General features: G+C 72.9%; 24 protein-coding genes. 10 read left to right on the top strand and 14 right to left on the bottom strand.

Going from position 1 to position 26,516, the window contains the following annotated elements:
* Positions 1–2 precede the first annotated feature (2 nt).
* Positions 3–809 carry a metal ABC transporter ATP-binding protein gene (locus UO65_RS12250; RefSeq protein WP_035281889.1) on the bottom strand — a complete coding sequence of 269 codons (807 nt, stop codon included), beginning with the start codon at positions 807–809 and terminating at the stop codon, positions 3–5.
* The gene (locus tag UO65_RS12245; RefSeq protein WP_035281887.1) at positions 806–1,744 is read right to left on the bottom strand and encodes a metal ABC transporter solute-binding protein, Zn/Mn family; all 939 of its coding nucleotides are present in this window, start codon (positions 1,742–1,744) and stop codon (positions 806–808) included. The genes UO65_RS12250 and UO65_RS12245 overlap by 4 nt, the downstream gene beginning before the upstream one ends.
* A gap of 170 nt (positions 1,745–1,914) precedes the next feature.
* On the opposite strand from UO65_RS12245, the gene UO65_RS12240 reads away from it, so the two are divergent.
* Positions 1,915–3,015: a LacI family DNA-binding transcriptional regulator gene (locus UO65_RS12240; RefSeq protein ID WP_035281885.1), complete on the top strand. Its 1,101-nt coding sequence runs from the start codon at positions 1,915–1,917 to the stop codon at positions 3,013–3,015.
* A gap of 11 nt (positions 3,016–3,026) precedes the next feature.
* On the opposite strand, the gene UO65_RS12235 is transcribed toward UO65_RS12240, so the two are convergent.
* Positions 3,027–3,704, bottom strand: a complete 678-nt coding sequence (locus tag UO65_RS12235; protein WP_152552074.1) for a hypothetical protein — start codon at positions 3,702–3,704, stop codon at positions 3,027–3,029.
* A gap of 173 nt (positions 3,705–3,877) precedes the next feature.
* Here UO65_RS12235 and UO65_RS12230 point away from each other — a divergent pair, with 173 nt between their 5' ends.
* The 4 genes from UO65_RS12230 to UO65_RS12215 all read left to right on the top strand — a co-directional run bounded on the left by UO65_RS12230 (position 3,878) and on the right by UO65_RS12215 (position 6,969).
* Positions 3,878–4,369 (top strand): beta-class carbonic anhydrase, encoded by a 492-nt coding sequence (locus UO65_RS12230; protein WP_035281883.1) that lies wholly within the window; start codon positions 3,878–3,880, stop codon positions 4,367–4,369.
* A 16-nt stretch (positions 4,370–4,385) separates the two neighbouring features.
* Complete coding sequence (locus UO65_RS12225) at positions 4,386–5,264, top strand: HhH-GPD family protein (RefSeq protein WP_181399867.1); 879 nt, start codon at positions 4,386–4,388, stop codon at positions 5,262–5,264.
* 124 nt (positions 5,265–5,388) lie between these two features.
* On the top strand, positions 5,389–6,399 hold the full coding sequence (locus UO65_RS12220; protein WP_035281882.1) for a peptidoglycan recognition protein family protein: 1,011 nt from the start codon (positions 5,389–5,391) through the stop codon (positions 6,397–6,399).
* A 54-nt stretch (positions 6,400–6,453) separates the two neighbouring features.
* Entirely contained in the window at positions 6,454–6,969 is a 516-nt protein-coding gene (locus UO65_RS12215; protein WP_035281881.1) for a 2'-5' RNA ligase family protein, read from the top strand.
* A gap of 4 nt (positions 6,970–6,973) precedes the next feature.
* Here UO65_RS12215 and UO65_RS12210 read toward each other — a convergent pair whose 3' ends face one another.
* A complete protein-coding gene (locus tag UO65_RS12210) occupies positions 6,974–7,786 on the bottom strand; it encodes an alpha/beta fold hydrolase (RefSeq protein ID WP_052021082.1) in 813 nt (270 codons plus the stop codon).
* On the opposite strand from UO65_RS12210, the gene UO65_RS12205 reads away from it, so the two are divergent.
* Together UO65_RS12205 and UO65_RS12200 are read left to right on the top strand one after the other, a co-directional pair.
* A complete protein-coding gene (locus UO65_RS12205; RefSeq protein WP_035281880.1) occupies positions 7,785–9,233 on the top strand; it encodes a M1 family metallopeptidase in 1,449 nt (482 codons plus the stop codon). The genes UO65_RS12210 and UO65_RS12205 overlap by 2 nt on opposite strands.
* A 59-nt stretch (positions 9,234–9,292) precedes the next feature.
* Positions 9,293–12,496 (top strand): BTAD domain-containing putative transcriptional regulator, encoded by a 3,204-nt coding sequence (locus UO65_RS12200; protein WP_035281879.1) that lies wholly within the window; start codon positions 9,293–9,295, stop codon positions 12,494–12,496.
* A gap of 143 nt (positions 12,497–12,639) precedes the next feature.
* Here the strand turns inward: UO65_RS12200 and UO65_RS12195 are convergent, their stop codons facing one another.
* Positions 12,640–13,431, bottom strand: coding sequence for an ABC transporter permease (locus UO65_RS12195; RefSeq protein WP_035281878.1), 792 nt, complete (start codon positions 13,429–13,431; stop codon positions 12,640–12,642).
* Positions 13,428–14,399: a daunorubicin resistance protein DrrA family ABC transporter ATP-binding protein gene (locus tag UO65_RS12190; protein WP_035281877.1), complete on the bottom strand. Its 972-nt coding sequence runs from the start codon at positions 14,397–14,399 to the stop codon at positions 13,428–13,430. Before UO65_RS12190 ends, UO65_RS12195 begins: the two co-directional genes overlap by 4 nt.
* Before the next feature lie 114 nt (positions 14,400–14,513).
* Here UO65_RS12190 and UO65_RS12185 point away from each other — a divergent pair, with 114 nt between their 5' ends.
* Positions 14,514–15,533 carry an endonuclease/exonuclease/phosphatase family protein gene (locus UO65_RS12185; RefSeq protein ID WP_063935931.1) on the top strand — a complete coding sequence of 340 codons (1,020 nt, stop codon included), beginning with the start codon at positions 14,514–14,516 and terminating at the stop codon, positions 15,531–15,533.
* Positions 15,534–15,552: 19 nt separating this feature from the next.
* Here UO65_RS12185 and UO65_RS12180 read toward each other — a convergent pair whose 3' ends face one another.
* From UO65_RS12180 to UO65_RS12170, 3 genes are all read right to left on the bottom strand, one after another.
* Entirely contained in the window at positions 15,553–16,335 is a 783-nt protein-coding gene (locus tag UO65_RS12180) for an SIR2 family NAD-dependent protein deacylase (RefSeq protein WP_035281876.1), read from the bottom strand.
* Entirely contained in the window at positions 16,332–16,646 is a 315-nt protein-coding gene (locus UO65_RS12175) for an antibiotic biosynthesis monooxygenase family protein (protein WP_035281875.1), read from the bottom strand. Before UO65_RS12175 ends, UO65_RS12180 begins: the two co-directional genes overlap by 4 nt.
* 126 nt (positions 16,647–16,772) lie before the next feature.
* The gene (locus UO65_RS12170) at positions 16,773–19,328 is read right to left on the bottom strand and encodes an ATP-dependent Clp protease ATP-binding subunit (RefSeq protein WP_035281874.1); all 2,556 of its coding nucleotides are present in this window, start codon (positions 19,326–19,328) and stop codon (positions 16,773–16,775) included.
* A gap of 396 nt (positions 19,329–19,724) precedes the next feature.
* Between UO65_RS12170 and UO65_RS12165 the strand changes: the two genes are divergently transcribed.
* The gene (locus UO65_RS12165) at positions 19,725–20,561 is read left to right on the top strand and encodes a (2Fe-2S)-binding protein (protein WP_084175497.1); all 837 of its coding nucleotides are present in this window, start codon (positions 19,725–19,727) and stop codon (positions 20,559–20,561) included.
* A 175-nt stretch (positions 20,562–20,736) separates the two neighbouring features.
* Here UO65_RS12165 and UO65_RS12160 read toward each other — a convergent pair whose 3' ends face one another.
* Positions 20,737–21,084 (bottom strand): histone-like nucleoid-structuring protein Lsr2, encoded by a 348-nt coding sequence (locus tag UO65_RS12160; protein WP_035281873.1) that lies wholly within the window; start codon positions 21,082–21,084, stop codon positions 20,737–20,739.
* Between the two features lie 469 nt (positions 21,085–21,553).
* On the opposite strand from UO65_RS12160, the gene UO65_RS12155 reads away from it, so the two are divergent.
* Positions 21,554–22,294, top strand: coding sequence for a class I SAM-dependent methyltransferase (locus UO65_RS12155; RefSeq protein WP_035281871.1), 741 nt, complete (start codon positions 21,554–21,556; stop codon positions 22,292–22,294).
* A 440-nt stretch (positions 22,295–22,734) separates the two neighbouring features.
* Here the strand turns inward: UO65_RS12155 and UO65_RS12150 are convergent, their stop codons facing one another.
* From UO65_RS12150 to UO65_RS12135, 4 genes are read right to left on the bottom strand one after another with little or no spacing between them, the layout of a single operon-like run.
* A complete protein-coding gene (locus UO65_RS12150; RefSeq protein WP_035281869.1) occupies positions 22,735–23,511 on the bottom strand; it encodes a type III pantothenate kinase in 777 nt (258 codons plus the stop codon).
* Between the two features lie 3 nt (positions 23,512–23,514).
* A complete protein-coding gene (gene panD, locus UO65_RS12145) occupies positions 23,515–23,967 on the bottom strand; it encodes an aspartate 1-decarboxylase (protein WP_035281867.1) in 453 nt (150 codons plus the stop codon).
* A gap of 23 nt (positions 23,968–23,990) precedes the next feature.
* Positions 23,991–24,881 carry a pantoate--beta-alanine ligase gene (panC, locus tag UO65_RS12140; RefSeq protein ID WP_035281865.1) on the bottom strand — a complete coding sequence of 297 codons (891 nt, stop codon included), beginning with the start codon at positions 24,879–24,881 and terminating at the stop codon, positions 23,991–23,993.
* Entirely contained in the window at positions 24,878–25,789 is a 912-nt protein-coding gene (locus UO65_RS12135) for a Rossmann-like and DUF2520 domain-containing protein (RefSeq protein WP_035281863.1), read from the bottom strand. Before UO65_RS12135 ends, panC begins: the two co-directional genes overlap by 4 nt.
* Between the last annotated feature and the right edge of the window lie 727 nt (positions 25,790–26,516).

Genomic DNA, 26,516 nt, shown 5'->3' with positions numbered 1-26,516 from the left:
CGTCAGTGCTCCGCCAGGTGGAAGTCCTCGCACACCGCGCCGTGCCCGCCGACGATGTGGACCTGGCCGCGGACGCGGAGGACGTCGACCTCGGTGCGGTAGAGCTCGGAGAGGGTTTCCGAGGTCATGACCTCGTCCGGGGGGCCGATGCGGAAGCGTCCGTCCACCAGGTACAGGACCCGGTCGACCAGGGGGAGGACCGGGTTGATCTCGTGGGTGACGAACAGGACGGCCGTGTCGGCGGTGCGGCGGCGGGTGTCGATCAGGTCGCTGACCGCGCGCTGGTGGGCCAGGTCGAGGGAGAGCAGCGGCTCGTCGCACAGCAGCACCGCCGGGTCGCCCACCAGGGCCTGGGCGACGCGGAGGCGCTGCTGCTCACCCCCGGAGAGCATCCCCACCGGGCGGTTGGCGAAGGCCTCCGCGCCGACCTCGGCCAGCGCGGTGTCGACGCGGCGGCGGCGTTCGCGGATGCCGGTGAGGCCAAGGCCCCAGCGGTGCCCGTCCCAGCCGAGGCCGACGAGGTCGCGGCCGCGCAGGGCCAGCGCCGGGTCGAGGGCGCGCTGCTGCGGGATGTAGCCGATCCGGCGGTTCGCCCGCCCCGGGGCCGCCCCGGCGACGGTCACCGCGCCCGAGCTGAGCGCGCGCAGGCCCAGCAGCACGCGCATCAGGCTGGTCTTGCCGGACCCGTTCGGGCCGAGCACGGCGACGAACTCGCCGGGGGCGACGTCGAGGTCCAGCCCGTCCCAGAGCACCCGGTCGCCGTAGGCGAGCCGGGCGCCGGACAGGGTGACCGCCGGGGTGGTGCTCATGATCCGGACACGGCTCCCGCGAGTGAGTCGACCTGCTTGGTCATCCACTCAAGGTATCCGGTGGCGTCGGCGGGGAGCGTCTCGGTCACCGCGACGACCGGGACGGCGACCGCGGTGGCCTTGTCCTTGAGCTGCTTGGTGACCGGGGTCTCGGTCTGTGCGTTGTAGACGACCGCGGCGACCTGCTTGCCGGTGACCAGGGCGTCGATGTCGGCGACCGCGGCGGCGGGCGGGTCGGTCTCCTCCTCGATGGCCTCGGCGAAGGCGGGCGGGGTGGCGTCGGCGAGCCCGGCGGCGGCGAACAGGTAGGCGGCGACCGGTTCGGTGGCGACGACCTTCGCGCCCGGCTTGGCCTGCCCGATGGCGGCGGCGGAGGTGGTCAGCTTGTCCAGGCCCTCGCCGAAGGTCTTGGCGTTGGCGGTGAAGCTGTCCTTCTTGTCCGGTGCGATCTCGCCGAGCTGGGTGGCGAGGGTGTCGGCGACCTTGCGGACGGTGCCGAAGTCGTACCAGACGTGCTCGTTGACCTCCTCGCCGTCGGCCGGGGCCGCGCCGAGCAGGTCGAAGGCGACGATCTTGCGGGCGTCGGCCGCACCCTGGGACAGGCCCGCGATGAAGTCGTCGTAGCCGCCGCCGTTGGAGATGACGACCTTCGCGTCGGTGAACTTGGTGGCGTCGGCGGGCTTGGCCTCGTACCCGTGCGGGTCCGCCGCCGGGTCGCTGAGGATCGCGTTCACGGTGACGCCGTCGCCGCCGACCGCCTGCGCGACGCTGGCCCAGACGTTGGTGGAGGCGACGACGACGACCTTGCCGTCGGCTGCCGCGCCGCTCGTGGGCGCCGCGGTGTCCTGTGAGCCACCACACGCCGTGACCGAGGCGAGGGTGACCGCCGTGAGGCCCGCCGCGACGGCGAGTGGTCTGCGGGAACGGGGTGTCATGAGGCTTCTCCCAGGGCAGGCGCGATCCATGATCGCGGTAATGGTAATCGTTGTCGGTTTCAGACTACGTCAGCCCGCGCAGCGCCACTCATCCGACCGGGTGACGCCAACCGCGCGACCGGGCGGTAACCGGGCTTCTACTAGTGGTTCTGAACCGTTACGGTCAGTCCATGGCGCGGTCAATGCACGTTCGACGCCCGGCGACCCTCGCGTCCCTCGCGGCGGAACTCGGAGTCTCCCGGACCACGGTTTCCAACGCCTACAACCGACCCGACCAGCTCTCACCGGAGCTGCGCAGGCGCGTCCTGGAAACCGCCCGGCGCCTCGGCTACCCCGGTCCGGACCCGGTGGCCCGGTCACTGCGGACCCGCAAGGCGGGCGCGGTGGGGCTGCTGCTGACCGAGAACCTGTCCTACGCCTTCCGCGACCCGGCCGCGCTCGGCTTCCTGGAGGGGCTGGCGCTGGCCTGCGAGGACGCGGGCCAGGGCCTGCACCTGGTGCCGGTCAACCCCGAGCGCGAGGACGTCGCCGCGGTGCACCGCGCGGGCGTCGACGGCTTCGTCGTCTACTCGGTGCCCGACGACGACCCGCACCTGGCCGCCGTGCTGTCGCGGCCGGTGCCGACCGTGGTCGCCGACCAGCCCATCGTCGACGGCGTGGACCGGGTCGGCATCGACGACCGGGGCGCCATCACCGCCCTGGCCCAGCGGCTGATCGCGCTGGGCCACCGCCGCGTCGGTGTGGTCTGCATGCGGCTGGCCCGCGACCGCAACGACGGCTTCGCCCCGGTCGAGCGCCAGCACGCCGCGCACTTCCACGTCCAGCGGGCCCGGCTCGCCGGGATCGCGGACGCCTTCACCATCGCGGGGGTGGAGTGGTCCCGGGTGCCGGTGGTCGAGCGCTTCGACCACAGCACCGCCAGCGGGGCCTCCGCCGCCGCCCAGCTCCTCGACTCCGACCCGCAGGTCACCGCCCTGGTCTGCACCTCCGACATCCTCGCCCTCGGCGCCCTCGCCGAGGCCAAGCGGCGCGGCCTGCGGGTGCCGCAGGACCTCACCATCACCGGTTTCGACGGCATCCCCGACGGAGAGCGCATCGGCCTGACCACGGTGCGCCAGCCGGTCCTGGAGAAGGGCAAGGCCGCGGGCAAGCTGCTGCTCGGCACCGTCGACCCGACCCGGCCGCGCGAGATCACCCTGGAGACAGAGCTGGTCACCGGCGCCACCGCCGCCCCGCCGCGCACCGCCGAGGAGCGCTGGTTCGGGCCCTGAGCGCGGACCCCTCACGGGAGCAGCGCGAGCGGCGCCCCGGCGCCCACGACCGCCCCGAGCCGGGGCACCACCAGGTAGTTCCCCGGCGGGACCGCGGTCCGCGCCAGCGGGCAGCCGGGTGCTGAGGTGCGCCCCGCCCAGTTGACCTCGAACACCAACCGCTCCCCCGGCTGCACGACCTGCGGCTGCTGCCCGGACACGCGCGCGCAGTCGTTGTTCGACCACACCCGGGTGACCCCGTCCGCGCTGGTCACAACCAGTTCGCGCAGCGCGCGGCCGACGTCGCGGGTGCACGGGACCGCCCCGGCGTTGGTCACCACCAGCCGCAGCGCGGGCCGCTGGCCCACCCGGTACGACGGCGCCTCCACCTCGGCGGACACCGCCACCGCCGCGTCGGGGCACGGCAGGTTCGGGTCCGGCGGTGGCGGGGGCGGGGCGGGACTGGGTGGCGGCTCGGGCGCCGCGGTGGTGGACGAGGGCGGGGGTGTGAGCGCGGAGGTGGACGGCGGCGCGCTGGTCGGCTGGTCCTCCGCCCCGGCACCGCGCACCTCCCGGCCGTCGCCCCCGCCGTCGAGCAGTGCCGTGATGCTCCAGATGAGCACGACCACGCCGCCTGCCGCCAGCGCCACGGCGAGCGCACGACGTCGCAGGTAGGTGCCGCGCGGGAGCGGTCCTTTCGGGTCAATCACCTGCGGAACGGTAACGCCGCCGTGCGGCCGAGTGGAGTAAGACGCCACCCCCTATCGGGCGGTATCCGGAACGGACACATGCACCAGGAGTGATATTGGACAAGACCGCCTTGCCCCCCTGGTGAACAACCGGTTTCATGGACCGGACACAGAGGATTGACGGAAGGGCCGCCGTGACCGCGATCGACGACCTGCTCCAGCGCCATCTCGACGGGCCGGACCACGGGGCACCGGAAATCCCCACCCCGGTGCCCGACCTGCACGTGGCCGTGGTGACCTGCATGGACGCCCGGATCAAGGTGTTCGACGTGTTCGGCCTGCGCCACGGCGAGACGCACATCATGCGCAACGCGGGCGGCATCGTGACCGACGACGTCATCCGGTCGCTGTCGATCAGCCAGCGCAAGCTCCAGACCCGCGAGGTCGTGGTGATGCAGCACACCTCGTGCGGCCTGGCCACCTTCACCGACGACGAGTTCCGCGACGAGGTCGCCGCCGACACCGGCATGCGCCCGCCGTGGGCGGTGGAGTCGTTCCGCGACGTCGAGCAGTCCGTGCGGCTGTCGGTCGAGCGGGTGCGGCGCAGCCCGTTCATCCCGCACACCGACAACGTCCGCGGCTTCGTCTACGACGTGCGCACCGCGAAGATCACCGAGGTGCGGTAGTACCTACACTCGCCGGGTGGACGCCGCCGACCTCGCCGACCTGACCGACTGGTTCGACCGGACCGCCCGCGACCTCGCCTGGCGCAAGCCGGGCACCACCGGGTGGGGTGTGCTGGTCAGCGAGATCATGCTCCAGCAGACCCCGGTGGCCAGGGTGGAACCGATCTGGCTGGAGTGGATGGCGCGCTGGCCGCTGCCCTCGGCGCTGGCCGCGGCGAGCCAGGGCGAGGTGCTGCGGGCGTGGGGCAAGCTCGGCTACCCGAGGCGGGCGCTGCGCCTGCACGCCGCCGCGACCGCGATCGCCACCGACCACGGCGACGTGGTCCCGGCCGACGTCGACACCCTGCTCGGCCTGCCCGGCATCGGCGCGTACACCGCCCGCGCGGTGGCGGCGTTCGCCTACGGGCAGCGCTGCCCGGTGGTCGACACCAACGTCCGGCGGGTGGTGGCGCGGGCGGTGCACGGCGCGGGTGACGCCGGTCCGCCGTCGACCACCCGGGACCTGGCCGACGTGGCGAAGCTGCTGCCGCAGGACCCGGCGACCGCGGCGAAGGTGTCGGCGGCGCTGATGGAGCTGGGCGCGGTGGTGTGCGTGGCGCGCGGACCGCGGTGCGCGGACTGCCCGGTGTTCGACGGCTGCGCCTGGCAGCACAACGGCCGCCCGGCCTATGACGGCCCGGCGAAGGCGGTGCAGCGGTTCGCCGGGACCGACCGGCAGGTGCGCGGCCTGCTGCTGGACGTGCTGCGCGGCAGCGCCGAACCCGCCTCGAAGGCGCGGCTGGACCTGGTGTGGTCCGACGCGGGCCAGCGCGACCGGTGCCTGGACTCGCTGCTGGTCGACGGGCTGGTGGAGCAGACCGCGAACGGGGAGTTCGCGCTGCCCGGAGAGCACTGAAACCAGCCAACCAATTAGCCCGATGGTTGGCAAACCATTGCCTCAAGGGTGACCCCCTGGCTACGGTCGGCGACACCAGTTCCCGGTCCGGGGCCGTCCGGCTCCTTCGTCGAGGGAGATCGAGATGACTCTGACCAGGCGCGACTTACTGCGGACGAGCATCGCCGTCGGTGCGGCGGGGGCCGCACTTCCCGTGTTCACCGCCACCGCGAACGCCGCCGCCCCTGTGATCGCCTCCTGCCAGACCTGGGGAGCGCGGGAACCGCGGGCGGCCGTGGAGGTGCTGGACCGCAGGCCGACCTACATCGTGGTGCACCACACCGCGGGCCCCAACAGCGGCGACCTGTCGCTGGAGCACGCGTACGCGATCTCGCGGTCCATCCAGGACCACCACATGGACAACAACGGCTGGATCGACAGCGGCCAACAGCTCACCAACAGCCGCGGCGGGCACGTGACCGAGGGCCGCCACCGCAGCCTGGAAGCGCTGCGCGACGGGACCAGGCACCTGATGGGCGCCAACGTCGGCGACCACAACAGCGAGGTCATCGGGATCGAGAACGAGGGCCTCTACACCAGCGTGGACGTGCCCGCGCGGCTGTGGAACTCCCTGGTCGGCCTGGTCGCCTACATCGCACGGCAGTACGACATCGCGCCGTCGGAGATCCGCGGGCACCGCGACTTCAACAGCACCGAGTGCCCCGGCGGCGTCCTCTACGGGCGGCTGCCGGAGCTGCGCACGGCCGTCGGCGGCGTCCTGGGCCGCGCGGTGGCGCACCCGCAGACCTGGCCGCTGCTCAAGCCGGGCGACACCGGCGACAGGGTCAAGGCCGCCCAGCACCTGCTGCGCGAACGGGGTTCCCGCGACCTGCCCGCCGACGGCGTGTTCGGCGCGGCCACCGCCGCCGCGGTGCGCCGCTTCGGCGACGCCGCGGGCCTGCGCTCCGACCCCTGCTACGCGAGCCGGGTGGCCGACGAGAGCGGCTTCCTCGGCGCGGGCGCCTGGCCCGCGCTCATCCGCCCGGTCGAGCTGTCCGAGGCCAGTGAGGCCGCCGCCGCGGCCCGCACTCTGCTCCGCGACCGCTCCCTGACCCGGGTCGAGTCCCGCGACTGGCGCACCCTGCTGAACGGCTAGCGGCGCGTCCCGTGCCCGGGCCGAGCCGGGCACGGGACCTGGCACACTGCGGCCATGCCCCAGGGAGTGGTCGCCACGTTCGACCCCGACGCCGACCGGTCCGTCCGCGCCCTGTGGTCCCGCCTGGACGCCGCCGGGCTGCCCCCCGAGCGCCCGTTCCCGCCGCACCTGACCTTCGCGCTGGCCTCGGACATCCCGGCGAAGACCCGCACCGCCCTGGTCGCGGAGCTGCGCCTGCTGGCCGTGCCGGACATCTGGCTCTCGGCCCTGTCGACGTTCAGCGCCAACGAGAACGCCCTGGTGCTCGCCGCGGTGACCGACGCGGAACTGCTGGCCGTCCACTCCGCACTGCACGACGTGCTGGCGGGCAAGGTGCGCAACCCCAGCGCCTACTACCTGCCCGGCAACTGGATGCCGCACTGCACCCTGTTGCAGGGCGTCCCCACCCCGGACATGACCACGGCGTTCAACGCGGTGTTCCCCACCGACACCATCCGCGCCAAGGTGGTGAAGGTGTCCATTTTGGACACCAAAAACCCGGGCACCGAGGACGTCCTCTTCACCCGCTGAACCCTCAGCGCCCCAACAGCTCCGACAGGAACGCCTCTACCGCGCCGCGGTAGAACTCCGGCGCGGACCCGTGCACCAGGTGGCCCGAGCCGGGGGCGACGACGTGGCGCCCACCGCCCGGCGCGCGCAGCGGGATCTGCTCCTGCTGGCCCGCGGGCATCACCGAGTGCTCCGCCTCGACCGCCAGCACCGGGCACGACACCGCGTCCACGTACGCCCAGAAGTCCCGCCGCCCCCACTCCTCGGCGATGCCGAACAGGTCCTCCAGGTCCGCGATCAGCCGGTAGCCGCCGTCGCGCTCCTCCACGCACTCGGCGAAGTAGTCCGCCGCGGGCCCGAAGAACTCCCGGACGTGCGCCAGCGACGGGAACGGCACCGGCCACTCGGCGAACAACGCCCGCCAGTCGTCCGCGGTCCGCCCGACCAGGTCCACCCCCACGTCCTCGGTCACCACCCCCCGCACCAGCGACGGCGCGGACGCGGCGGCCCCCAGCGCGTGCAGCCCGCCCATCGAGTGGCCGATCAGGACGGCGGGCTCGCCCAACCCGGCCAGCACGTCGACCAGGTCGCCGACGAAGTCCTCGGTGGTCCACACGCCCCGGTGCGGGTTGCGCCCGTGGCTGCGGGCGTCGAAGCCGAGCACCCGACCGTAGCGGGACAACCACGCGGCGCACGGCCACCAGGTGGACGCCCGGCCCATCAGCGCGTGCAGCACCACGATCGGTCGACCCGTACCGCCGAACTCCACGATCTCCACCGCGCCGAGTGTGCCCGAAGCCACCGCGACCTCACCGGACAGCGTCCAGAATGGGCCCATGCCCAGGGTCCCCGCCGTCCGCCTCACCGCCACGCTGCTCGCCGCGGTGGCGTTCACCGGGTGCACCGCCACCCCCGACTCGACCGCACCGCCCGGCACCACACCGCCCGCGGTCGACGGGGCCGAAGGGGCGGAGGGGATCGGCGACCCGTACTACCCCGACGACGGCAACGGCGGTTACGACGTGACCGACTACGCCGTGGGGATCAGCTACGACCCGGCGGCGCGGCGCCTCGACGGCGACACGACCGTCACCGCCGAGGCGACCGCCGACCTGTCCCGGTTCAACCTGGACCTCACCGGCTTCGACGTCAGCCGGGTCGAGGTCGACGGCGTGCGAGCCCGGGCCGAGCGCGCGGGCGACCACGAACTGGTGATCACCCCGGCCACCCCGGTCGTCAAGGGCGCGGAGTTCAAGACCCGGGTCGTCTACTCCGGCGAGCCGCAGGCCGAACCGGACGGCGACCTGGGCACCAACGGCTGGCAGGTCTCCACCTCCGGCGGGGCGTACGCGGCGGGCGAGCCGCACTCCGCGTCGAGCTGGTACCCGGTCAACGACCACCCCCGCGACAAGGCGACGTTCAGCGTCCGGGCCCGCGTGCCCGACGGCTGGAGCGTGGTGTCCAACGGCCGCGAGGAGGCGCCGAAGCCCGAGGGCGGGTGGACGACGTTCACCTGGGTGGAGCCGAACCCGATCGCGCCGTACGTGACGACCGTGGCCATCGACCGGTGGACCATCGTCCGGTCGACGCTGCCCGGCGGTGTCCCGCTGGTCGACGCGTACGCGCCGGGCACCGAGGGCAAGCGGGCCGACGAGGAGCGGGTGCCGGAGGTGCTGGCGTTCCTGGCCGACCGGTTCGGCCCGTACCCGCAGAGCGGCGCGGGCGGGATCTTCCTCAACGAGAACATCGGCTTCTCGCTGGAGACCCAGGGCAGGCCGATCTACGCCAAGTGGGCTGACCTGGACACGATCGTGCACGAGCAGGCCCACCAGTGGTACGGCGACAGCGTGTCCATCGAGAGCTGGGCCGACATCTGCCTCAACGAGTGCTTCGCCTCCTACGCGCAGTGGCTGTGGGACGAGTCGGCGAACCGGGTGGACCTCGACGACCGGTTCCGCGCCACGGTGTCCAAGACGTCGGGGAACACCCGCTACTGGAACCGCAAGCTCTACGACATGGGGCCGGGCAACGAGTTCACCGCCGTCTACGACAAGGGCCAGCTCGCCATGCACGCCCTGCGCCGCCAGATCGGCGAGGACGCGTTCAGCAGCCTGCTCAAGCGGTGGGCGAGCACCCACCGCGACGGCAACGCGAGCTGGCCGCAGTTCGAGGACATGGCCGTGGAGGTCTCCGGGCAGGCCGACCTGCGCCCGTTCCTCACCGCCTGGTTCCGCGACGCGGCGAAGCCGGAGGACCGGTACCTGTTCCCGGGCACTCTGCGGTGACAGAGATTTGAGCGGTGGCCGGGAGTCGGGCGGCAACCGCGGTTTGGGAGGCTGGTCGCGTGCGGGTGGCGATGCTCGGCCCGGTGCGGGTCACCGGCGCGGGCGCGGTGGAGGTCGAGCTGGGCGGGGCCCGGCTGCGGATGCTGCTCGCCCGGCTGGCCCTCGACGCGGGCCGGGTGGTCACCTCGGCCGCGCTGATCGACTCGCTGTGGGGCGACGAACCGCCCGCTGACGCGGTGAACGCGCTGCAATCGCTGGTGTCGCGGCTGCGCCGGGCGCTGCGCGCCGGGGCCGACGGGCTGGTCGAGTCGTCGGCGTCCGGGTACCGGCTGGTGGTCGACCGCGACGACGTCGACGTGCACCGGTTCGAGCGGCTGGCGGCCGAGGGCAGGCTGGCGCTGCGCGAGGGCAGGCCCACCGAGGCCGCGGCGGCCCTGCGCGCCGCGCTGGAGCTGTGGCGCGGCCCGGCGCTGTCCGGGCTGGCCGACGCGCCGTTCGCCGGTGCCGCGATCACCAGGCTCACCGAGCTGCGGGTGGCCGCCCTGGAGGACCGGCTGGCCGCCGACGTCGACCTGGGCGGGCACGCCGACACCGTGGCCGAGCTGCACGGCCTGGTCGCCGAGCACCCGCTGCGCGAGCGGGCGGCCGGGCTGCTGGTGCGCGCGCTGTACCTGTCCGGCAGGCAGGCCGAGGCACTGGCCGCCCACGAGCGCATCCGCCGGGCACTGGCCGAGGAGCTGGGCGTCGAACCGTCCGCAGAGCTGCGCGACCTGCACCTGGCCGTGCTGCGCGGCGACCTCGCCCCGGCGGCCCCCGCCGCCGTCCCCACCCCGGCGCTGACCAGCTTCGTCGGCAGGCGGGTCGAGCTGGCCGAGGTGCGCGGGCTGCTCGCCTCGGCCCGGCTGGTGACCCTGGTCGGGCCGGGCGGGGCGGGCAAGACGCGGCTGTCGTGCGAGGCCGTCGCGGGTTCCGAGCGGCCGACGTGGCTGGTGGAGCTGGCCGCGGTGCGCGCCGCCGAGGACGTGCCCGGCGCGGTGCTGGCCGCGCTCGGCGCCCGCGAGACCCGGCTGCTGGACGCCCCGGGCGGCGCGCCGCCGCGACCCGGCCGGGTGCTGGACCGGGTGGTGGAGATGCTGTCGGCGCAGCGGGGCGTGCTGGTGCTGGACAACTGCGAGCACCTGGTCGAGGCCGCAGCGGCCCTGGCGGACGCGGTGCTGGCCCGCTGCCCGAGGCTGACCGTGCTGGCCACCAGCCGCGAGCCGCTGGCGATCACCGGCGAGGTGGTGTTCGGCGTCGGACCGCTGGGGCTGCCCGCCGAGCGCGCCGAGGCCGCCGAGGTGCTCGCCGCCGAGGCGGTGCGGCTGTTCGCCGACCGGGCCGAGGCCGCCGCCCCCGGGTTCGCCGTCGCCGAGCACGCCCCCGCGGTCGCCGAGGTCTGCCGCCGCCTCGACGGGCTGCCGCTGGCCCTGGAGCTGGCCGCCGCCCGGCTGCGGTCGATGACCCTGGGCCAGGTCGCCGAACGGCTCGACGACCGGTTCCGGCTGCTCACCGGCGGCAGCCGCACCTCGCTGCCCCGGCACCGGACGCTGCGCGCGGTGGTCGAGTGGAGCTGGGACCTGCTGGAGGAACCGGAGCGGGTGCTGGCCGCGCGGCTGTCGGTGTTCCCGGCGCCCGCCGCGGCCGACTGGGTCCCCGCGGTCGCCGCCGACGACACCCTGCTCCCGGCCGAGGACGTCGTCTACGTGCTGGCCTCGCTGGTGGAGAAGTCGCTGGTGCAGGTGGCCGAGGGCCGCGACGGGCAGGTGCGGTACCGGGTGCTGGAGACGGTCCGGGCGTACGCGGCCGAGCGGCTCGCCGAGCACGGCGCCGCCGAGGTCGCGCGGGTGCGCGCCGCGTTCAGCCGGTGCGCGCTGGCCTTCCTCGACGACGCCGAACCCCGGCTGCGCGGCCCGGACCAGGTGCGCTGGATGGCCAGGATCGCCGCCGACCAGGAGAACGTCCTGGCCGCCACCCGCTACGCCGCCGAGGCGGGCGACGCCGACCTGGCCACCCGGCTGGCGCTGCGCGCGGGCTGGTTCTGGATGATCAGCGGCCACCACCGGGAGGCGGTGAACCTGATGCGGTCGGTTGTCGCGCTGCCCGGCCCGGCCCCCGCGCACGCCACCGCCACCCTGCGCGCCCTGACCGCCTTCGACGACGCGGCCGGGATGCCCGACCCGGCGGTGCTGGCCGAGCTGCGCACCGAGCTGGCCGAAACCCGCGCCATGGACCACCACCCGTCGATGGCGATGGTGGAACCGATGCTCGCCGCGTTCGCCGGGGAGGTCGACGAGGCGTTCGCCGGGCTGGCGCGGGCGGCGGCGCACCCGGACCCGTGGGCGCGCGCCATGGCCGAGCTGGGCCGGGCCTTCCTGCTGGAGAACACCGGCGACCTGGCCGGGTCGGAGGCCGCGGCGGCCGGGGCGCTGGCCCGCTTCCGCGAGCTGGGCGACCGCTGGGGCCAGGCCATGGCGATCGGGCAGGTGGCCGAGCGCCGCTCGCTGCTCGGCGACCACGCGGGCTCGATCGCCGCCGTCGAAGAGGCCGTCCACCTGGTCCGCGAGCTGGGCGCGGCCGACGAACTGCCCGGCATGCTCGCCCGGCTGGCCATCCAGCGCGGCCGCGCGGGCGACCTCGACGGCGCCGAGCGCGGCCTGCGCGCAGCCCTGCGGATGCTGCGCGAACGCGGCACCAACGACCTGGGCATCCTGGTCCAGAGCTGGCTGTCCACCGTCCTGCGGCAGCGCGGCGACCTGTCGGCGGCGGTGGCCGAGCACGAGGCGGTCACCGCGCGGGTGGCGACGCTGGAGAACCGGGCCCCGCACATGGCCAGGACGCTGACGACCGTCGGCGCCCAGCTCGCCGTCGCCACCGGCGACCTGCCGCTGGCACTGGCCCGGTTGCGCACCGCCGCGGTCGACCTGTCGGCCATCCCGGACATGCCGGTGGTCAGCGCCGTCGCGGAGACCGCCGCCATGGCGTGGCTGGCCGCGGGCGACCCGGCGGGCGCGGCCTACCTGCTCGGCCTGAGCACGGCCATCCGCGGCGCCCCCGACCTCGGCAACCCGGAACTGACGAGCCTGAGGGCCGCGATCGACGAGCGGATCGGCGCACGGGCAGGGGAAGCGGCCCACGCGGCAGCAGCGGCCCTCGACCGCGCCACCGCGCTCAAGTCCCTCCACAATGCAGTGTCCACAGCAGATTTTGGAGCACCTGCGGAGTGATGGGGAACATCGCACACCGGAGAAGCTGGTGCGCCATGTCGCATTGGATTCACCACTGAATCCGACCAGACCATGATCCGGCGGCCAACCGATGAACCGATGGCCCGCCCCGCACGCGGCGGAGCGGGCCATCGGCGGTCCGGTCAGCCGACGCGGCGGCGGTAGGCGCGCAGTGCCAGGGGGAAGAACACCGCGGCGATCGCGACACCCCAGACGAAGGCCCAGACCGCATCGCCCACCCACTCCCCGCCCAGCAGCAGGCCGCGGGCGGCGTTGGTCAGGTGCGACACCGGGTTGATCTCGACCCAGCCCCTGAGCCAGCCCGGCATCGTGTCGGCGGAGACGAACACGTTGCTGCCGAAGGTGAGCGGCAGGATGAACGCCACCAGCGTGCCGGGGACGGCCTGCGGGCTCTTGACCAGCATCCCGACGAACACCGACACCCAGCACAGGCACAGCCCGAACAGGATCATCAGCACCACCGCGACCAGGAACCGCCCCGGGTCCGTCTGCACCCGGAAGCCCAGGATCACCGCGAACACGATCAGCACCGCCAACGTGACCACGAACCGCACCACGTCGCCCAGGACCGCGCCGACCAGGGGCGCCGAGCGGGCGATGGGCATGCTGCGGAAGCGGTCGAAGACGCCCTTGCTGATGTCGGTGCACAGCGCCATGCCGGTGCCCAGGCTGGCGAAGGCGATGTTCTGCACCATCAGGCCGGGCAGCAGCAGTTGCAGGTACTGCTCGGGGCTGCCCGCGAGCGCGCCGCCGAACAGGTAGACGAACAGCAGCAGGAAGATGATCGGCTGGAGCGTGACGTCCAGCAGGGACTCGGGGTTCTTGCGGGTCTTGGTGATGGACCGGCCCGCCAGGGCGAAGCCGTGGCGCAGGGCCAGGCCGGGGCTGATGTGGGTGGTGGTGGGCGTGCTCATGCCACGCTCCCTTCGGTCACCGGGGTGGTCCGGCCGGTCAGGGACAGGAACACCTCGTCGAGGCTGGGCAGCCGCAGCGCCAGCTCGTCGGCGGTGATGCCCGCCTCGTCCAGCCTGCGGACGAGCGCGGACAGCAGCAGCGAGTTGTCGACCGGGGTGCTCAGCAGGCCGGACTCGGCGTCGGTGATCGGGTCGATGCCGGTCAGCTCGCGCAGGATCGCCGCGACCGCGGGCAGGTCGGTGGGCAGGCTCGGGCGCACCTGGAGGGCCTGGCCGCCGGTGCGGCGCTTCAGCTCGTTCGGGGTGCCGTTGGCGATGACCCTGCCGTGGTCGATCACCGTGATCAGGTCGGCCAACCGGTCGGCCTCCTCCAGGTACTGGGTGGTCAGCAGCACCGTCGTCCCGTCGTCGACGAGGGTGCGGACGGTGGCCCACACCTCGTTGCGGCTGTGCGGGTCGAGGCCGGTGGTGGGTTCGTCGAGGTAGAGCACCTCGGGGCGGCCGACCAGGCTGGCCGCCAGGTCGGCGCGGCGGCGCATCCCGCCGGAGTAGGTCTTGACGGAGCGGCCCGCGGCGTCGGTCAGCTCGAAGCGCGCCATCAGGTCCTTCGCGCGCGCCTTGGCCTCCGCCTTGGGCAGGCCCAGGAGCTTGCCGATGAGCACCAGGTTCTCGGTGCCGGACAGGTCCTCGTCGACCGAGGCGTACTGGCCGGTGAGGCCGATCAGCCCGCGCACGGCCGTCGCCTGCTCGCGCACGTCGTACCCGCCGACCCTGGCCCACCCCTCGTCGGCGCGCAGCAGCGTCGCCAGGACCCGGACCGCGGTCGTCTTGCCCGCCCCGTTCGGGCCGAGCACCCCCAGCACCTTCCCCCTCGGCACGGCCAGGTCGACCCCGTCGAGGGCGACCGTGTCCCCGAAGCGCTTCACCAGCCCCTCGGCCTCCACGGCCAGATCTGTGTTGCCGGACATGCGTCCCCCTTCTTCGTGTCCACCCAGGCTGCACCCGACCGCTGTCAGCGCGGGCACAGCGCGCTGTCAGCGGCACCCCGCCGTGACAGCGGCCCGGTGGGGCATCCTGGTGGCATGGCGCTCACCCGGCCGACCAGCGCGGAGATCCCCCCGCCGGAAGGTCCACCCCCACCACCCCGGCGCAGGCGACGGCGCTGGGTGACGGTGCTGGTGGCCCTGCCGGTGCTGGCCCTGCTGGGGCTGACGATCCTCCGGCTCAGCGGCCACGACGGCAATCGGTTTACCGCCGCCGCGCTCGCCCTCACCCCGTACACCGCCGTGGGCGGGCTGGTGATCACCCTGTTCGCTCTGGTCCTGGGCCGCCGCCTCCAGTCGCTGCTGGCCCTGGTCCTGTCGATCTCCCTGGGCATCGTCCTGACCCCCCGCGTCCTCCCGGACGGCACTTCCCTGCCGGACGGCCAGCACGTGCGGGTGATGACCGCCAACCTCCGCCTCGGCCTCGCCGACCCGGCCACCCTGGTCCGCCTGGTCCGCGATGCCCGGGTCGACGTGCTGGCGTTGCAGGAGCTGACCCCGGCCGCGGTGGCCGCACTCGACCGGGCGGGCATCGCCGACCTGCTCCCGAACCGCGTGCTGCGCCCCAAGGCGGGCGGCGAGGGCGGCGGCATCCTGGCCAAGGTGCCGCTGCGGCAGATCGTGCTGGTGCCGGAGCGCAGCCGCTTCGAGATGCCCGCGGCGGTCCTGGACCTGTCGGGCAGCCAGGACCTGGAGGTGGTCTCGGTGCACACGGTGCCGCCGGTCGGTTCCGAGGTAGACCGCGCGCAGTGGCAGCGGGAACTGGCTGCTTTCCCCAGCCCTGATGGGCGCACCCGGCCCCGGGTCCTGGTGGGCGACTTCAACGCCACTTTGGACCACGCGTCGTTCACCCAGCTCATCGACCGGGGGTACTCCGACGCCGCCGAGGTGACCGGGGAGGCCCTTCGTCCCACGTGGTCGCAGTGGCCGGTGGGGCCGCCGGTCACCCTGGACCACGTGCTGTTCGACCGGCGGCTGGGGGCGGCGTCCGCGGCGGTCTACGACCTGCCCGGCAGTGACCACAACGTGCTGTTCACCGACCTGGTGCTGCCCCGCTAGAGAACCGCGGGGACAGGGCCTACAGGCGCTCCTGGATGGCGGTGAGCGCTTCGAGGGCGCCGACCGGCAGGGAGACGCCACGGTTGTGGCGGATGTCAGGCTCCCGGGGGTTGATGCGGATGAGGGCGCCGGTCGCCGCACCCGCGAGTTCGGCGTACCGGCGGACGGTGGGAACGGCCTGGCCCGCGCCGATCTCCACGACGGTGACCTTGCGGCCGCGCCGCCACCCGTTCACCGCGTCGAGTTGGGCTTGGCTGCGGTCGGGGACCCAGTGGGCGTCGCCGAACATCAGGATGTTGGGGCGGGCGAGGCTGCCGCAGGACGGGCAGGCGGGGAGGTCGCCCACGGCGCGCATGGTGTCCGGGTCGACGGTGATGTCCTGCGTGGAGGGCCAGATGTCGCTCCGGCACGGCAGGGTGCACTGGAGGTGGTGAATCGACCCGTGCACCTCGGCGACGTCGGCGAAGCCCGCCTTCTGGAACTGGCCGTCGACGTTGGAGGTGAAGACCCGGGCACCCCAGGAGCGGAGGATGGCGAAGCCCCCGTGCGGGATCGTGTCGCGGTAGAGGTGGGTGCGGTGGCCGTAGAAGCCCCACGCCAACTCCGGGTCGTCGGCGAAGTGCACGGGGTCGGCCAGCTCCTCGAAGGCCAGGCCCAGGCGCGCGTACGGGGGGTACGCGCGCCAGAAGCCCTGGTTGCCCCGGAAGTCCGGGAGGCCGGAGTCGACGCCCATGCCCGCCCCGGCGCACACCAGGACCGCGTCGGCCTCCCGGATGAGGTCAGCCGCCCGCTCGAAGCTCACTCAGCCGGGCGGGGGCTCGTGCTCTGGACGACCTCGAACTCCAGCAGCGCCGAACCGGTGCCCACCGGCTTGGCGCGCTCGCCGGAGTGCGCCTCCTTGGCGGAGCCCTTCATCCAGGCCTGGAAGTGCTCCTCGGTCTCCCACCGGGTGTAGACGAAGTAGCGGGTCTCCCCGCCGGTCGGCCGGAGGAGTTCGAACCCGAGGAAGCCGGGTTCGCCGTCCACCGCGCCCAGCCGGGCGGCGAACCGCTTCTCCAGCTCGGGGCCGGAGCCGTCGGGGACCTCAATCGCGTTGATCTTCACCACTGCCATGCCCCCAGCGTACTGGCGTCCACCGCCACCCCGCTCCATCCATCCACAGCCCTCTTGGGGCGGGAGCGGAAAAGCCGGAAGGCGGCCTCCCCGTGGGGAGACCGCCTTCCGGTTCAGAACTCAGGCTCAGCCCTCGGCCGAGTCCTCGCCTGCCTCGCCGCCACCGGGGGCGGAGAGCTCGACCGGCGGGGAGTCGGGGACCTGCGACGGCTTGGCCTCACCGCGGAAGACGAACTTCGCCTTGTCGGTGGAGCCCTCGCCGCCGTCCCAGCCCTCGACGTCGGCGATGATGATCTGGCCCGGCTGGATCTCGCCGAACAGGATCTTCTCCGAAAGCTGGTCCTCGATCTCGCGCTGGATCGTGCGGCGCAGCGGGCGGGCGCCCAGCACCGGGTCGAAACCGCGCTTGGCCAGCAGCAGCTTGGCGCGCTCGGTCAGCTCGATCGCCATGTCCTTGTTCTTCAACTGCGTCTCGACCCGGCCGATCATCAGGTCCACCATGGTGATGATCTGCTGCTCGTTGAGCTGGTGGAAGACGATGATGTCGTCGATGCGGTTGAGGAACTCCGGGCGGAAGTGCTTCTTCAGCTCGTCGTTGACCTTGTTCTTCATCCGCTCGTAGTTCGAGCCCTGGTCGTTGCCGCTGGTGAAGCCCAGGCCCACGGCCTTGGAGATGTCCTGGGTGCCGAGGTTCGAGGTGAAGATGATCACGGTGTTCTTGAAGTCCACCGTGCGGCCCTGGCCGTCGGTCAGGCGACCGTCCTCCAGCACCTGCAGGAGGGTGTTGTAGACCTCCTGGTGCGCCTTCTCGATCTCGTCGAACAGGACCACCGAGAACGGCTTGCGGCGCACCTTCTCGGTGAGCTGGCCGCCCTCCTCGTAGCCCACGTACCCGGGAGGGGCACCGAAGAGCCGCGAGGCGGTGTAGCGGTCGTGGAACTCGCCCATGTCGATCTGGATGAGGGCGTCGTCCTCGCCGAACAGGAAGTTCGCCAGCGCCTTCGACAGCTCGGTCTTGCCGACACCGGACGGGCCGGCGAAGATGAACGAACCCGAGGGGCGCTTGGGGTCCTTGAGGCCCGCGCGGGTGCGGCGGATCGCCTGGGAGACGGCCTTGACGGCGTCCTCCTGGCCGATGATCCGCTTGTGCAGCTCGTCCTCCATGCGGAGCAGACGGGTGGTCTCCTCCTCGGTGAGCTTGAAGACGGGGATGCCGGTCCAGTTCGCCAGGACCTCGGCGATCTGCTCGTCGTCCACCTCGGCGACGACGTCGAGGTCGCCGTCCTTCCACTGCTTCTCCCGCTCGGCCTTCTGGCCGAGGAGCTGCTTCTCGTTGTCGCGCAGCTTGGCGGCGCGCTCGAAGTCCTGCGCGTCGATCGCGCTCTCCTTCTCGCGGCGCACGTCGGCGATCTTCTCGTCGAACTCGCGCAGGTCCGGCGGCGCGGTCATCCGGCGGATGCGCATCCGCGCGCCCGCCTCGTCGATCAGGTCGATCGCCTTGTCCGGCAGGAACCGGTCGTTGATGTAGCGGTCGGCCAGCGTGGCCGCGGCGACCAGGGCGGCGTCGGTGATCGTGACGCGGTGGTGCGCCTCGTACCGGTCGCGCAGGCCCTTGAGGATCTCGATGGTGTGCTCGAGCGACGGCTCGCCCACCTGGATCGGCTGGAAGCGGCGCTCCAGCGCGGGGTCCTTCTCGACGTACTTGCGGTACTCGTCGAGCGTGGTGGCGCCGATGGTCTGCAGCTCACCGCGGGCCAGCATCGGCTTGAGGATGGAGGCCGCGTCGATCGCGCCCTCGGCGGCACCGGCCCCGACGAGGGTGTGGATCTCGTCGATGAACAGGATGATGTCGCCGCGGGTCTTGATCTCCTTGAGGACCTTCTTCAGGCGCTCCTCGAAGTCACCGCGGTAGCGCGAGCCCGCGACCAGGGAACCCAGGTCGAGGGTGTAGAGCTGCTTGTCCTTGAGGGTCTCGGGCACCTCGCCCTTGACCACCATCTGCGCCAGGCCCTCGACGACGGCGGTCTTGCCGACGCCGGGCTCGCCGATGAGGACCGGGTTGTTCTTGGTGCGCCGCGACAGCACCTGCATGACCCGCTCGATCTCCTTGGTCCGGCCGATGACCGGGTCCAGCTTGCCCTCGCGGGCGGACGCGGTCAGGTTGCGGCCGAACTGGTCGAGCACCAGCGACGACGACGGGGTGCCCTCGCCGCGACCGCCGGTCTCGGTGGACTCCTTGCCGCCCTGGTAGCCCGACAGGAGCTGCAGGACCTGCTGGCGGACCCGGTTGAGGTCGGCGCCGAGCTTGACCAGCACCTGGGCGGCGACGCCCTCGCCCTCGCGGATCAGGCCGAGCAGGATGTGCTCGGTGCCGATGTAGTTGTGTCCGAGCTGCAGCGCTTCGCGCAGTGACAGCTCCAGGACCTTCTTGGCCCTCGGGGTGAAGGGGATGTGCCCGCTCGGCGCGTGCTGGCCCTGGCCGATGATCTCCTCGACCTGCTGCCGCACGCCTTCCAGCGCGATCCCCAACGACTCGAGCGCCTTGGCGGCGACACCCTCACCCTCGTGGATCAAGCCCAGGAGGATGTGCTCGGTGCCGATGTAGTTGTGGTTGAGCATCCGGGCCTCTTCTTGGGCCAGGACGACCACCCGCCTCGCGCGGTCGGTGAACCTCTCGAACATTCGCACTCCCTGACTGCTGCGCCGGCGGCCCTCATCCGCTCCGCTCGGATCGGATTCAGCACCGTGGGACCACTGTAGTAGGCCCGACGCAAGCTCTCAGTGCCACTTGCGGCCGAACCCCCGTGGCGCCGTTGCCCGGTGGTCCCTTCGTTGTGTCCAACGTGCGGTGACCGGGAGGGATTCCGCAACCGGGGCCGTGTCCGCTGAGCGCGAACACGCGCCGGGAGCACCCCTTCCGTGGGCTTCGCCACCCGGGAAAGCGCACCGCGGGCTGTTCCGGTGGCCGACCGCGCGGGATACTGGGTAAGGTAAGGCATACCTCAGTAACCGTACGGAGCAGAAGGGCCACGCCATGTGGACCAGCGGCCACGTCGCACACCGTGACGGTACCCGCCGGTGACGACCGGGTACCGGGTCCGGCCCGACGCCCTGGACCGGCGCGGGCCCCTGGCCGACTCGCTGTCCAGGGTGAACCCGCGGCAGGCGCGCGTCGAGCTGCGGTACGGCCTGCCCGGGGGCGCACCGAGGTGGACCACCTGCGCGGACTTCCTCGACCTGCCCGACGGGTTCGACCGCTGGCGGTCCGGGCTGGCGGGTTGGCTGCGGGCCCAGTACGGGGATTCGCCCGATCGGACGACCGCCGGTTACGTGATGTCCTGGTACCTGACCGTCCCCGGCTACCTGGCCGGGCTGCTGTTCCACCACGAGCGGCGGGTCCCGTCGCTGCGCCCGGAGGACCTGGCGTTCCGGATGGCCGAGCCCCGCCCGCACCCGGACGCGATCGCGGTGCTGAACCCGAACTTCGCCTGCCTGCCCGACGACCCGGCCGCGGGCACCGCCGAGGCCACCGCGGTCGCCGACGAACGGGCGCTGGCCGCGGTGCTGCGCGGCCGGTTCGCCGCGCACGCGAGCCGGTTCGCCGACGTGTTCGGCCCGCAGGTCCGGTTCGGCAGGCGGATGCTCTGGGCGGCGGCGACCGACGCGCTCGACAACGCCCTGTGGCTCGCGGGCCGCTACGGCGGCGACGAGGGCGCCGGGGTGCTCGACGCGGCCCTGGTCCTCGACGACGGCCCGGCGCCGTTCACCTCGGGGTCGACGCTGCGCGCGGTGCACCCCGCCGACGGTGGCCCGGTCGAGTGGACCAGGCGCCGGGAGAGCTGCTGCTTCCACTACCTGCTCGCCGCCGGGCAGGGCACCTGCTCCACCTGCCCGCGGGTGTGCCCCAAGGGGTGAGCGTTCCGGGTGGGACCGGAGTGACGAATGCGACTCCGATCACCCGGGGGAATCACCGGGGCGCACCGGCGGACAACTCCGCCCGCGAATTCGCGCGGACTCGCCGAAGATCATCGGAATGCCCGAAGGGGCACCGGCGCACCGGTGCCCCTTCGGACCTGTCCGCGTTTCGGGCTCAGGCCTGCTCGTTGTAAGCGTCGAGAACCTCCGACGGGATTCGGCCGCGATCGGAGACCTTCATCCCCTGCTTGCGCGCCCACTCGCGAATTGCCTGGTTCTGCTCGCGGTCGGCGGACGCCGTGCGCGGGGCGCGGCCGACCGCGACCTTGCCCGGCACGCGCTTGCGGCCACCGGAACGGCGCGCGCTGTCGATGAAGTCGGCGAGCGCCTCGCGCAGTTTGTCGGCGTTGTCCGAGGACAGATCGATCTGGTAGGACGCGCCGTCGAGGCCGAACTCGACCGTCTCCTCAGCGATCGACCCATCGAGGTCGTCGACGAGCGAAACAGTGACCTTCTGCGCCATATGGGCCTCCTCGGGCTGGAATGTACCGGCTCATTGAGCGACTCGGCCACCATGTGGTGAATTGCTCCCGGGAAGCAGGTTAGCGCAAATCCACCGGATTGCGTTAGCGCCCGATACCCGAACGGGTCACCCGCACGGGGGGAGTGAAAGCGGATCGGTCCCCGGGGCACTCGCCATACCCGACAACGCGGAACTCGCCGAGCACCGGGGCGGAACTCGCGCGAATGCGATGTCGGCCGGTCGGCGCCGTCCCGGTCGGTGCCGAACGGGCCCGGCCGAACGCGGGGACACCCGAGCGCCCGCGGGCGTGCCCCGCACGCCCGCGCCACTGCCGAACGCGGTTCCCGGGACGGGCGCGACCCCACCCGGAACGCGCGCCGCGGCGGTCCCGCCGGGGACGCACACCCGGGTCGTGGCAAGGCGAACTCCCCCACCGGGTATCGCCGGGGGACGAGGCTACGGTGGCGCCATGGACTCCGAGGAGTTGTTCGCCAGGCGGGCCGCCTCATTCGGCTCCGTGGCCGCCGACTACACCCGCCACCGGCCCGGCTACCCCGTCGAGGCCATCGAGTGGGCCATCGGCGACCGCGACCGGGTGCTGGACCTCGCCGCGGGCACCGGGAAGCTGACCGAGAGCCTGCTGGAGCTGGGCCTGGAGGTCACCGCGGTCGAACCCGACCCGGCGATGCGCGCGGAGTTCACCCGGCTGTTCCCGGACGTGCCCGCCCTGGACGGCACCGCCGAGGAGATCCCGCTGCGCGACGCCTCGGTCGAGGCCGTGGTGATCGGGCAGGCCTACCACTGGTTCGACCCCGCCCGCGCCCTCCCGGAGATCGTCCGCGTCCTGCGCCCCGGCGGCGTCCTGGCCGCCCTCTGGAACCACGACGACCTGACGGTGCCCTGGGTGGCCGGGCTGGAGAAGCTGACCACCACCACCGTCGGGGAACTCCCCCGGCAGCCGAGGGGCGTGCCGGAACACCCGCAGCTCAAGCCGCCGGAGCAGGTGCAGGTGCACCACTCGCAGCGGCGGACCGTGGAGTCGATGATCGCCACCCTGCGGACGCAGAGCCACATCTCCCAGGCCCCGGAGGAGGAGCGGGAAGCGGTGCTGAACCAGGTCCGGTCCTACCTCCAGACGCACTCGGAGACCTCGGAGGGCGAGTTCGAGCGCCCCCTGATCACCACGGTGATCCGGGCCTTCCGCCGCTGACCGCAACTCCCCGACAATCGCAACCCCCGCGGCGAACCAGACCTCCCCCGGCAATCCAGACCTCCCTCGGCGAACCGACTTCCACAGCGATCCCGGCCCACGCGGTGCCGTCCCCGGCTCGCCGCGGATTCAGCCTTCCGAGGGATACGAGTTGTCCACAGGCAAGATCCACTTCCCCCCGCTTTCCCCTTTGCCCCGGTAGAATGGCCGCAAGGACGCGGGTCCCCTTGGGAGGGTGGGGGTTGTGGATGGTTACGCGCGCGCGAGAAAAAGCGGCGTGTGTGCTTGGTTCGGGTTCGCCAGTGGTGGGGTTGTCGGCCGAGGTCGGAGTGCCGACGGGTTTTCGGGTCCGGTGGGTCGGTTTCACCGGGGAAAGCCGGGGAGCGAAAGCCGGGTTTCGTGATGCCGCTCGCGCGGTGCCGACAACGGGGATAGGCGAATCAGCGTTGGTTTCGCTCGTAGATGAGGCGGAGGCCCTGGAGGGTCAGGTCCGGTCGGTGGTGGGTGATGGTGGTGGTTTCGTCGATGACTATCGGGGCGAGACCACCGGTGGCGATCACCGCGATGTCGTCGGTGTGGCCGGTGTCGCGCAGTTCCCGGGTGATCCGGGCGACCAGTCCGTCTATCTGGCCCGCGTAGCCGTACATGATGCCCGATTGCAGGCATTCCACCGTGTTCTTGCCGATCACCGACCGGGGGCGCACCATCTCCACTTTGCGCAGGGCGGCGGCCCGCGACGCCAGCGCGTCGACCGAGATCTCGATGCCGGGGGTGAAGGCGCCGCCGAGGAATTGGCCCTTGGCTGAGATGACGTCGATGTTGGTGGAGGTGCCGAAGTCGATCACCACGCACGCGGTGCCGAAGTAGTGGTGCGCGGCGAGGGTGTTGGCGATGCGGTCGGAGCCGACCTCCTTGGGGTTGTCGACCAGCAGCGGGACCCCCGTCCTGACCCCGGGTTCGACGATGACCCTGGGCAGGGACCGGTAGTGGCGGCCCAGCATGGCGCGCACCTCGCGCAGGACCGCCGGGACCGTCGACAGGGCGGCCACGCCGGTGACCCGTTCCGCGTGCTCGCCGAGGAGCCCGCGCATGGTGAGGGCAAGTTCGTCGGCGGTGATCCTGGCGTCGGTGCGCATCCGCCAGTCGCGGAGGAGGTCGTCGGCGTTGTGCAGGCCGAAGGCGATGTTGGTGTTGCCGACGTCGATCGTGAGCAGCAAGGGTCAGCTCTCGTGCGCCAGGAGGGCGTCCAGCCGGGCCGCGTCGACCGTCTCCGCGCCGCTGGTCAGCTCGGTGCCCTCGGGGACGTGGGCGGCGTCCGCGCCCAGGTGCACGACCCTGTTGTCCGCGTCGACGAAGACGACCTTCGGGGCGAAGGCCGCCGCCTCGGCGCTGTCCATCAGGCCGTAGGCGATGAGGATGACGATGTCGCCGGGGTGCACGAGGTGGGCGGCGGCGCCGTTGATGCCGATGACACCGCTGTCGCGCTCCCCCTCGATCACGTAGGTCTCCAGGCGGGCGCCGTTGGTCACGTCGACGATGGCGACCTGCTCGCCGGGCAGCAGGTCGGCCGCCTCCATGAGCACCGGGTCGACCGTCACCGAACCCACGTAGTGCAGGTCGGCCTGGGTGACCGTGGCGCGGTGGATCTTCGACTTCAGCATGGTGCGGAACATGGGCCGGTCCTTCTGGCGGGGGGCTAGACGTACTGGGCGAGGTCCTGGGTGCCGAGCAGCACCGGGACGTTGTCGATCAGGCGGGTGGTGCCGAGGCGGGCCGCCACCAGCAGGCGGGCGTCGCCGCCGTCCGGGGCGGGACCCAGCTCGGGGTCGCGCAGGGCGAGGTAGTCGACCTTCAGCTTCGGGGTCCCGTCGAGCACGGCCCGGGCCGCTTCGAGGACCGCGGTCGCCCCACCGGCACCGGCGTGCCCGCCCGCGGACAGGGCCGCGGACAGGGCGACGGCCGCCGTGCGCTGGGCGTCGTCGAGGTAGGCGTTGCGGGAGGACTTGGCCAGCCCGTCGCGGTCGCGGACGGTGGGGACCCCGACCACCTGGGTCTCCATGTCCAGGTCGCGCACCATCTTCTTGATCAGGACGAGCTGCTGGTAGTCCTTCTCACCGAACATGGCGTAGTCCGGGCGGACGATGTTGAGCAGCTTCGCCACCACCGTCAGCACCCCGGCGAAGTGCCCGGGCCGCACCGCCCCCTCCAGCTCCTCGCCCAGGGGTCCGGGGTGGACGGTCACCTGCGCGCCCGGCGTGTAGAGGGCCTCGACCGGCGGGGTGAGGACCAGCTCGACCCGCTCGGCCTCGCACACCGCCAGGTCGGCCTCCAGCGGCCGCGGGTAGCGCTCGAAGTCCTCACCCGGCCCGAACTGCAACGGGTTCACGAAGATCGACGCGACCAGCACCGTGTTCGGGATGCGGCGGGCGCGGGCCATCAGCTCCCGGTGGCCCTCGTGCAGGGCACCCATGGTGGGCACGAATGCGATCTTGCGGCCGGTGGCCCGCAGCGCGCGGGTGACCCTGGCCAACTGCTGCGGGTCGTCGTGGACGTGCAGCTTCCCGGCGGTGAAGCGCGGGGCGGTCATCGTTGCTCCTGTGGTGGTTCGTGGTCGAGGGCGGCCAGGACGTCCGGAAGCTGGTCGGGGCGCAGCAGGCCCGCGGCACCCGCCCGGTCGGCGGTGCGGGCCGCCAGCGCCCGGTAGGCGGGCAGCAGGTCGGGGGCGTGCTCACCGAGCACGTCGACGTGCTTGGCCACGGTGCCGCTGTCACCGCGGGCCACCGGACCGGTGAGGGCGCGGTCACCGTGGCGCAGCGCGTTGTCCAGGGCGGCCGAGAGCAGCGGGGCGATCACCCGCTCGGCCAGGCCGGGGGCGGTCACGCCCGCTTCGCGCAGCAGGTCGGCGCAGTCACCCACCAGCGTCATCAGGTGGTTGGCGCCGTGCGACAGGGCGGTGTGGTAGAGCGGCCGGACGGCTTCGGCGATGCGCACCGGCTCGGCACCCACCTCAACCACCAGCGCCTCGGCCACGCTCCAGGCCACCTCGTCCCCGTCGGCCGCGGTGACGCCGAAGGAGCAGGTCGCCACCCGGTGCAGGTCCTCGGCGCGGCCGGTGAAGGTCATCACCGGGTGCATGGCCAACGCCAACGCACCCGCGTCGACAGCCGGTTGCAGCACACCGACCCCGTTGGCACCGGAGGTGTGCACGACGATCTGCCCCGGCCGCAGCGCACCGGCGGCGGCGAGACCGCGCACCATGCCCGCCAACCGGTCGTCGGGGAGGGCGAGCAACACCAGGTCGGCGTTCGCGGCCACCTCGTCCGGCGGCCGGATCGGGGTGCCGGGCAGCAGTTCCTCGGCCCGGCGCAGCGATTCGCGGGACACCGCGGCCGCGGCGGTCACGGTGTGCCCGGCCCGCCCCAGGGCGGCACCCAGCACGGCACCAACGCGCCCCGCCGACACCACACCGACCCGCAACCGCGCAGGCCTGCTCACGACGCACCACCGGAGACCGGCACAACACCGAACGACATCGCCACGGCTCCTCGACCTCGTTCCAGTCCCGCATCGGCGCGGGTACCGGACGACGGCCGCGAGAGTAGCCGCCGCCGGGCCGGGGGGTGGCATCCGGGTGACGGCCACCACGCTGTCCGCTGGACCACAACGGCCCAGCCGCACCCGGGAAGCGCCGTGCTGCCGGGAGCCGCACCCGGCACGGACCCGAGCCGCCAAGACCGGACGGCCCGCCATCGAAGCCAGCCGGTCACCCAGAACGCCGCCTGCGCAGCAACCAACCACCCACAAACCACCGGCCCGGCCACCAACTTGCCCGATCCCCACCGACCACCCCACCGCAAGCCGAGTCACCGGCCGCCCAAACCCACCGGGTGCAGCGACCGACCACCCCACCAACCGCTGGTCTGGCGATCAGCCACCCGAAATCCCACCAGGCGCTGCCACCCACCGCCCCAAACCCGGCGGCCCACCACGCCGAGCCCCACCGGCACAGCCGCCGACCACCCACCAACCGCCAGCCGAGCGACCCGCCACATCGGACCCACCCGGCGCAGCCGCCGACCACCCCACCAACCGCCAGCCCGGCGGCCAACCACCAGCGGCCCACCGGGCGCAGCGGCAACCACCCCACCAACCACCGGCCAGGCGGCCAGCCACCAGCAGCCCCACCGGGCGCAGCGAAACCCGGCCACCCAACGAACCGGCG

Origin of the sequence: Actinokineospora spheciospongiae (assembly GCF_000564855.1) — a bacterium.
In the GTDB taxonomy this organism is placed as follows: domain Bacteria; phylum Actinomycetota; class Actinomycetes; order Mycobacteriales; family Pseudonocardiaceae; genus Actinokineospora; species Actinokineospora spheciospongiae.
This window is presented reverse-complemented; position numbering and strand designations above follow the sequence as displayed.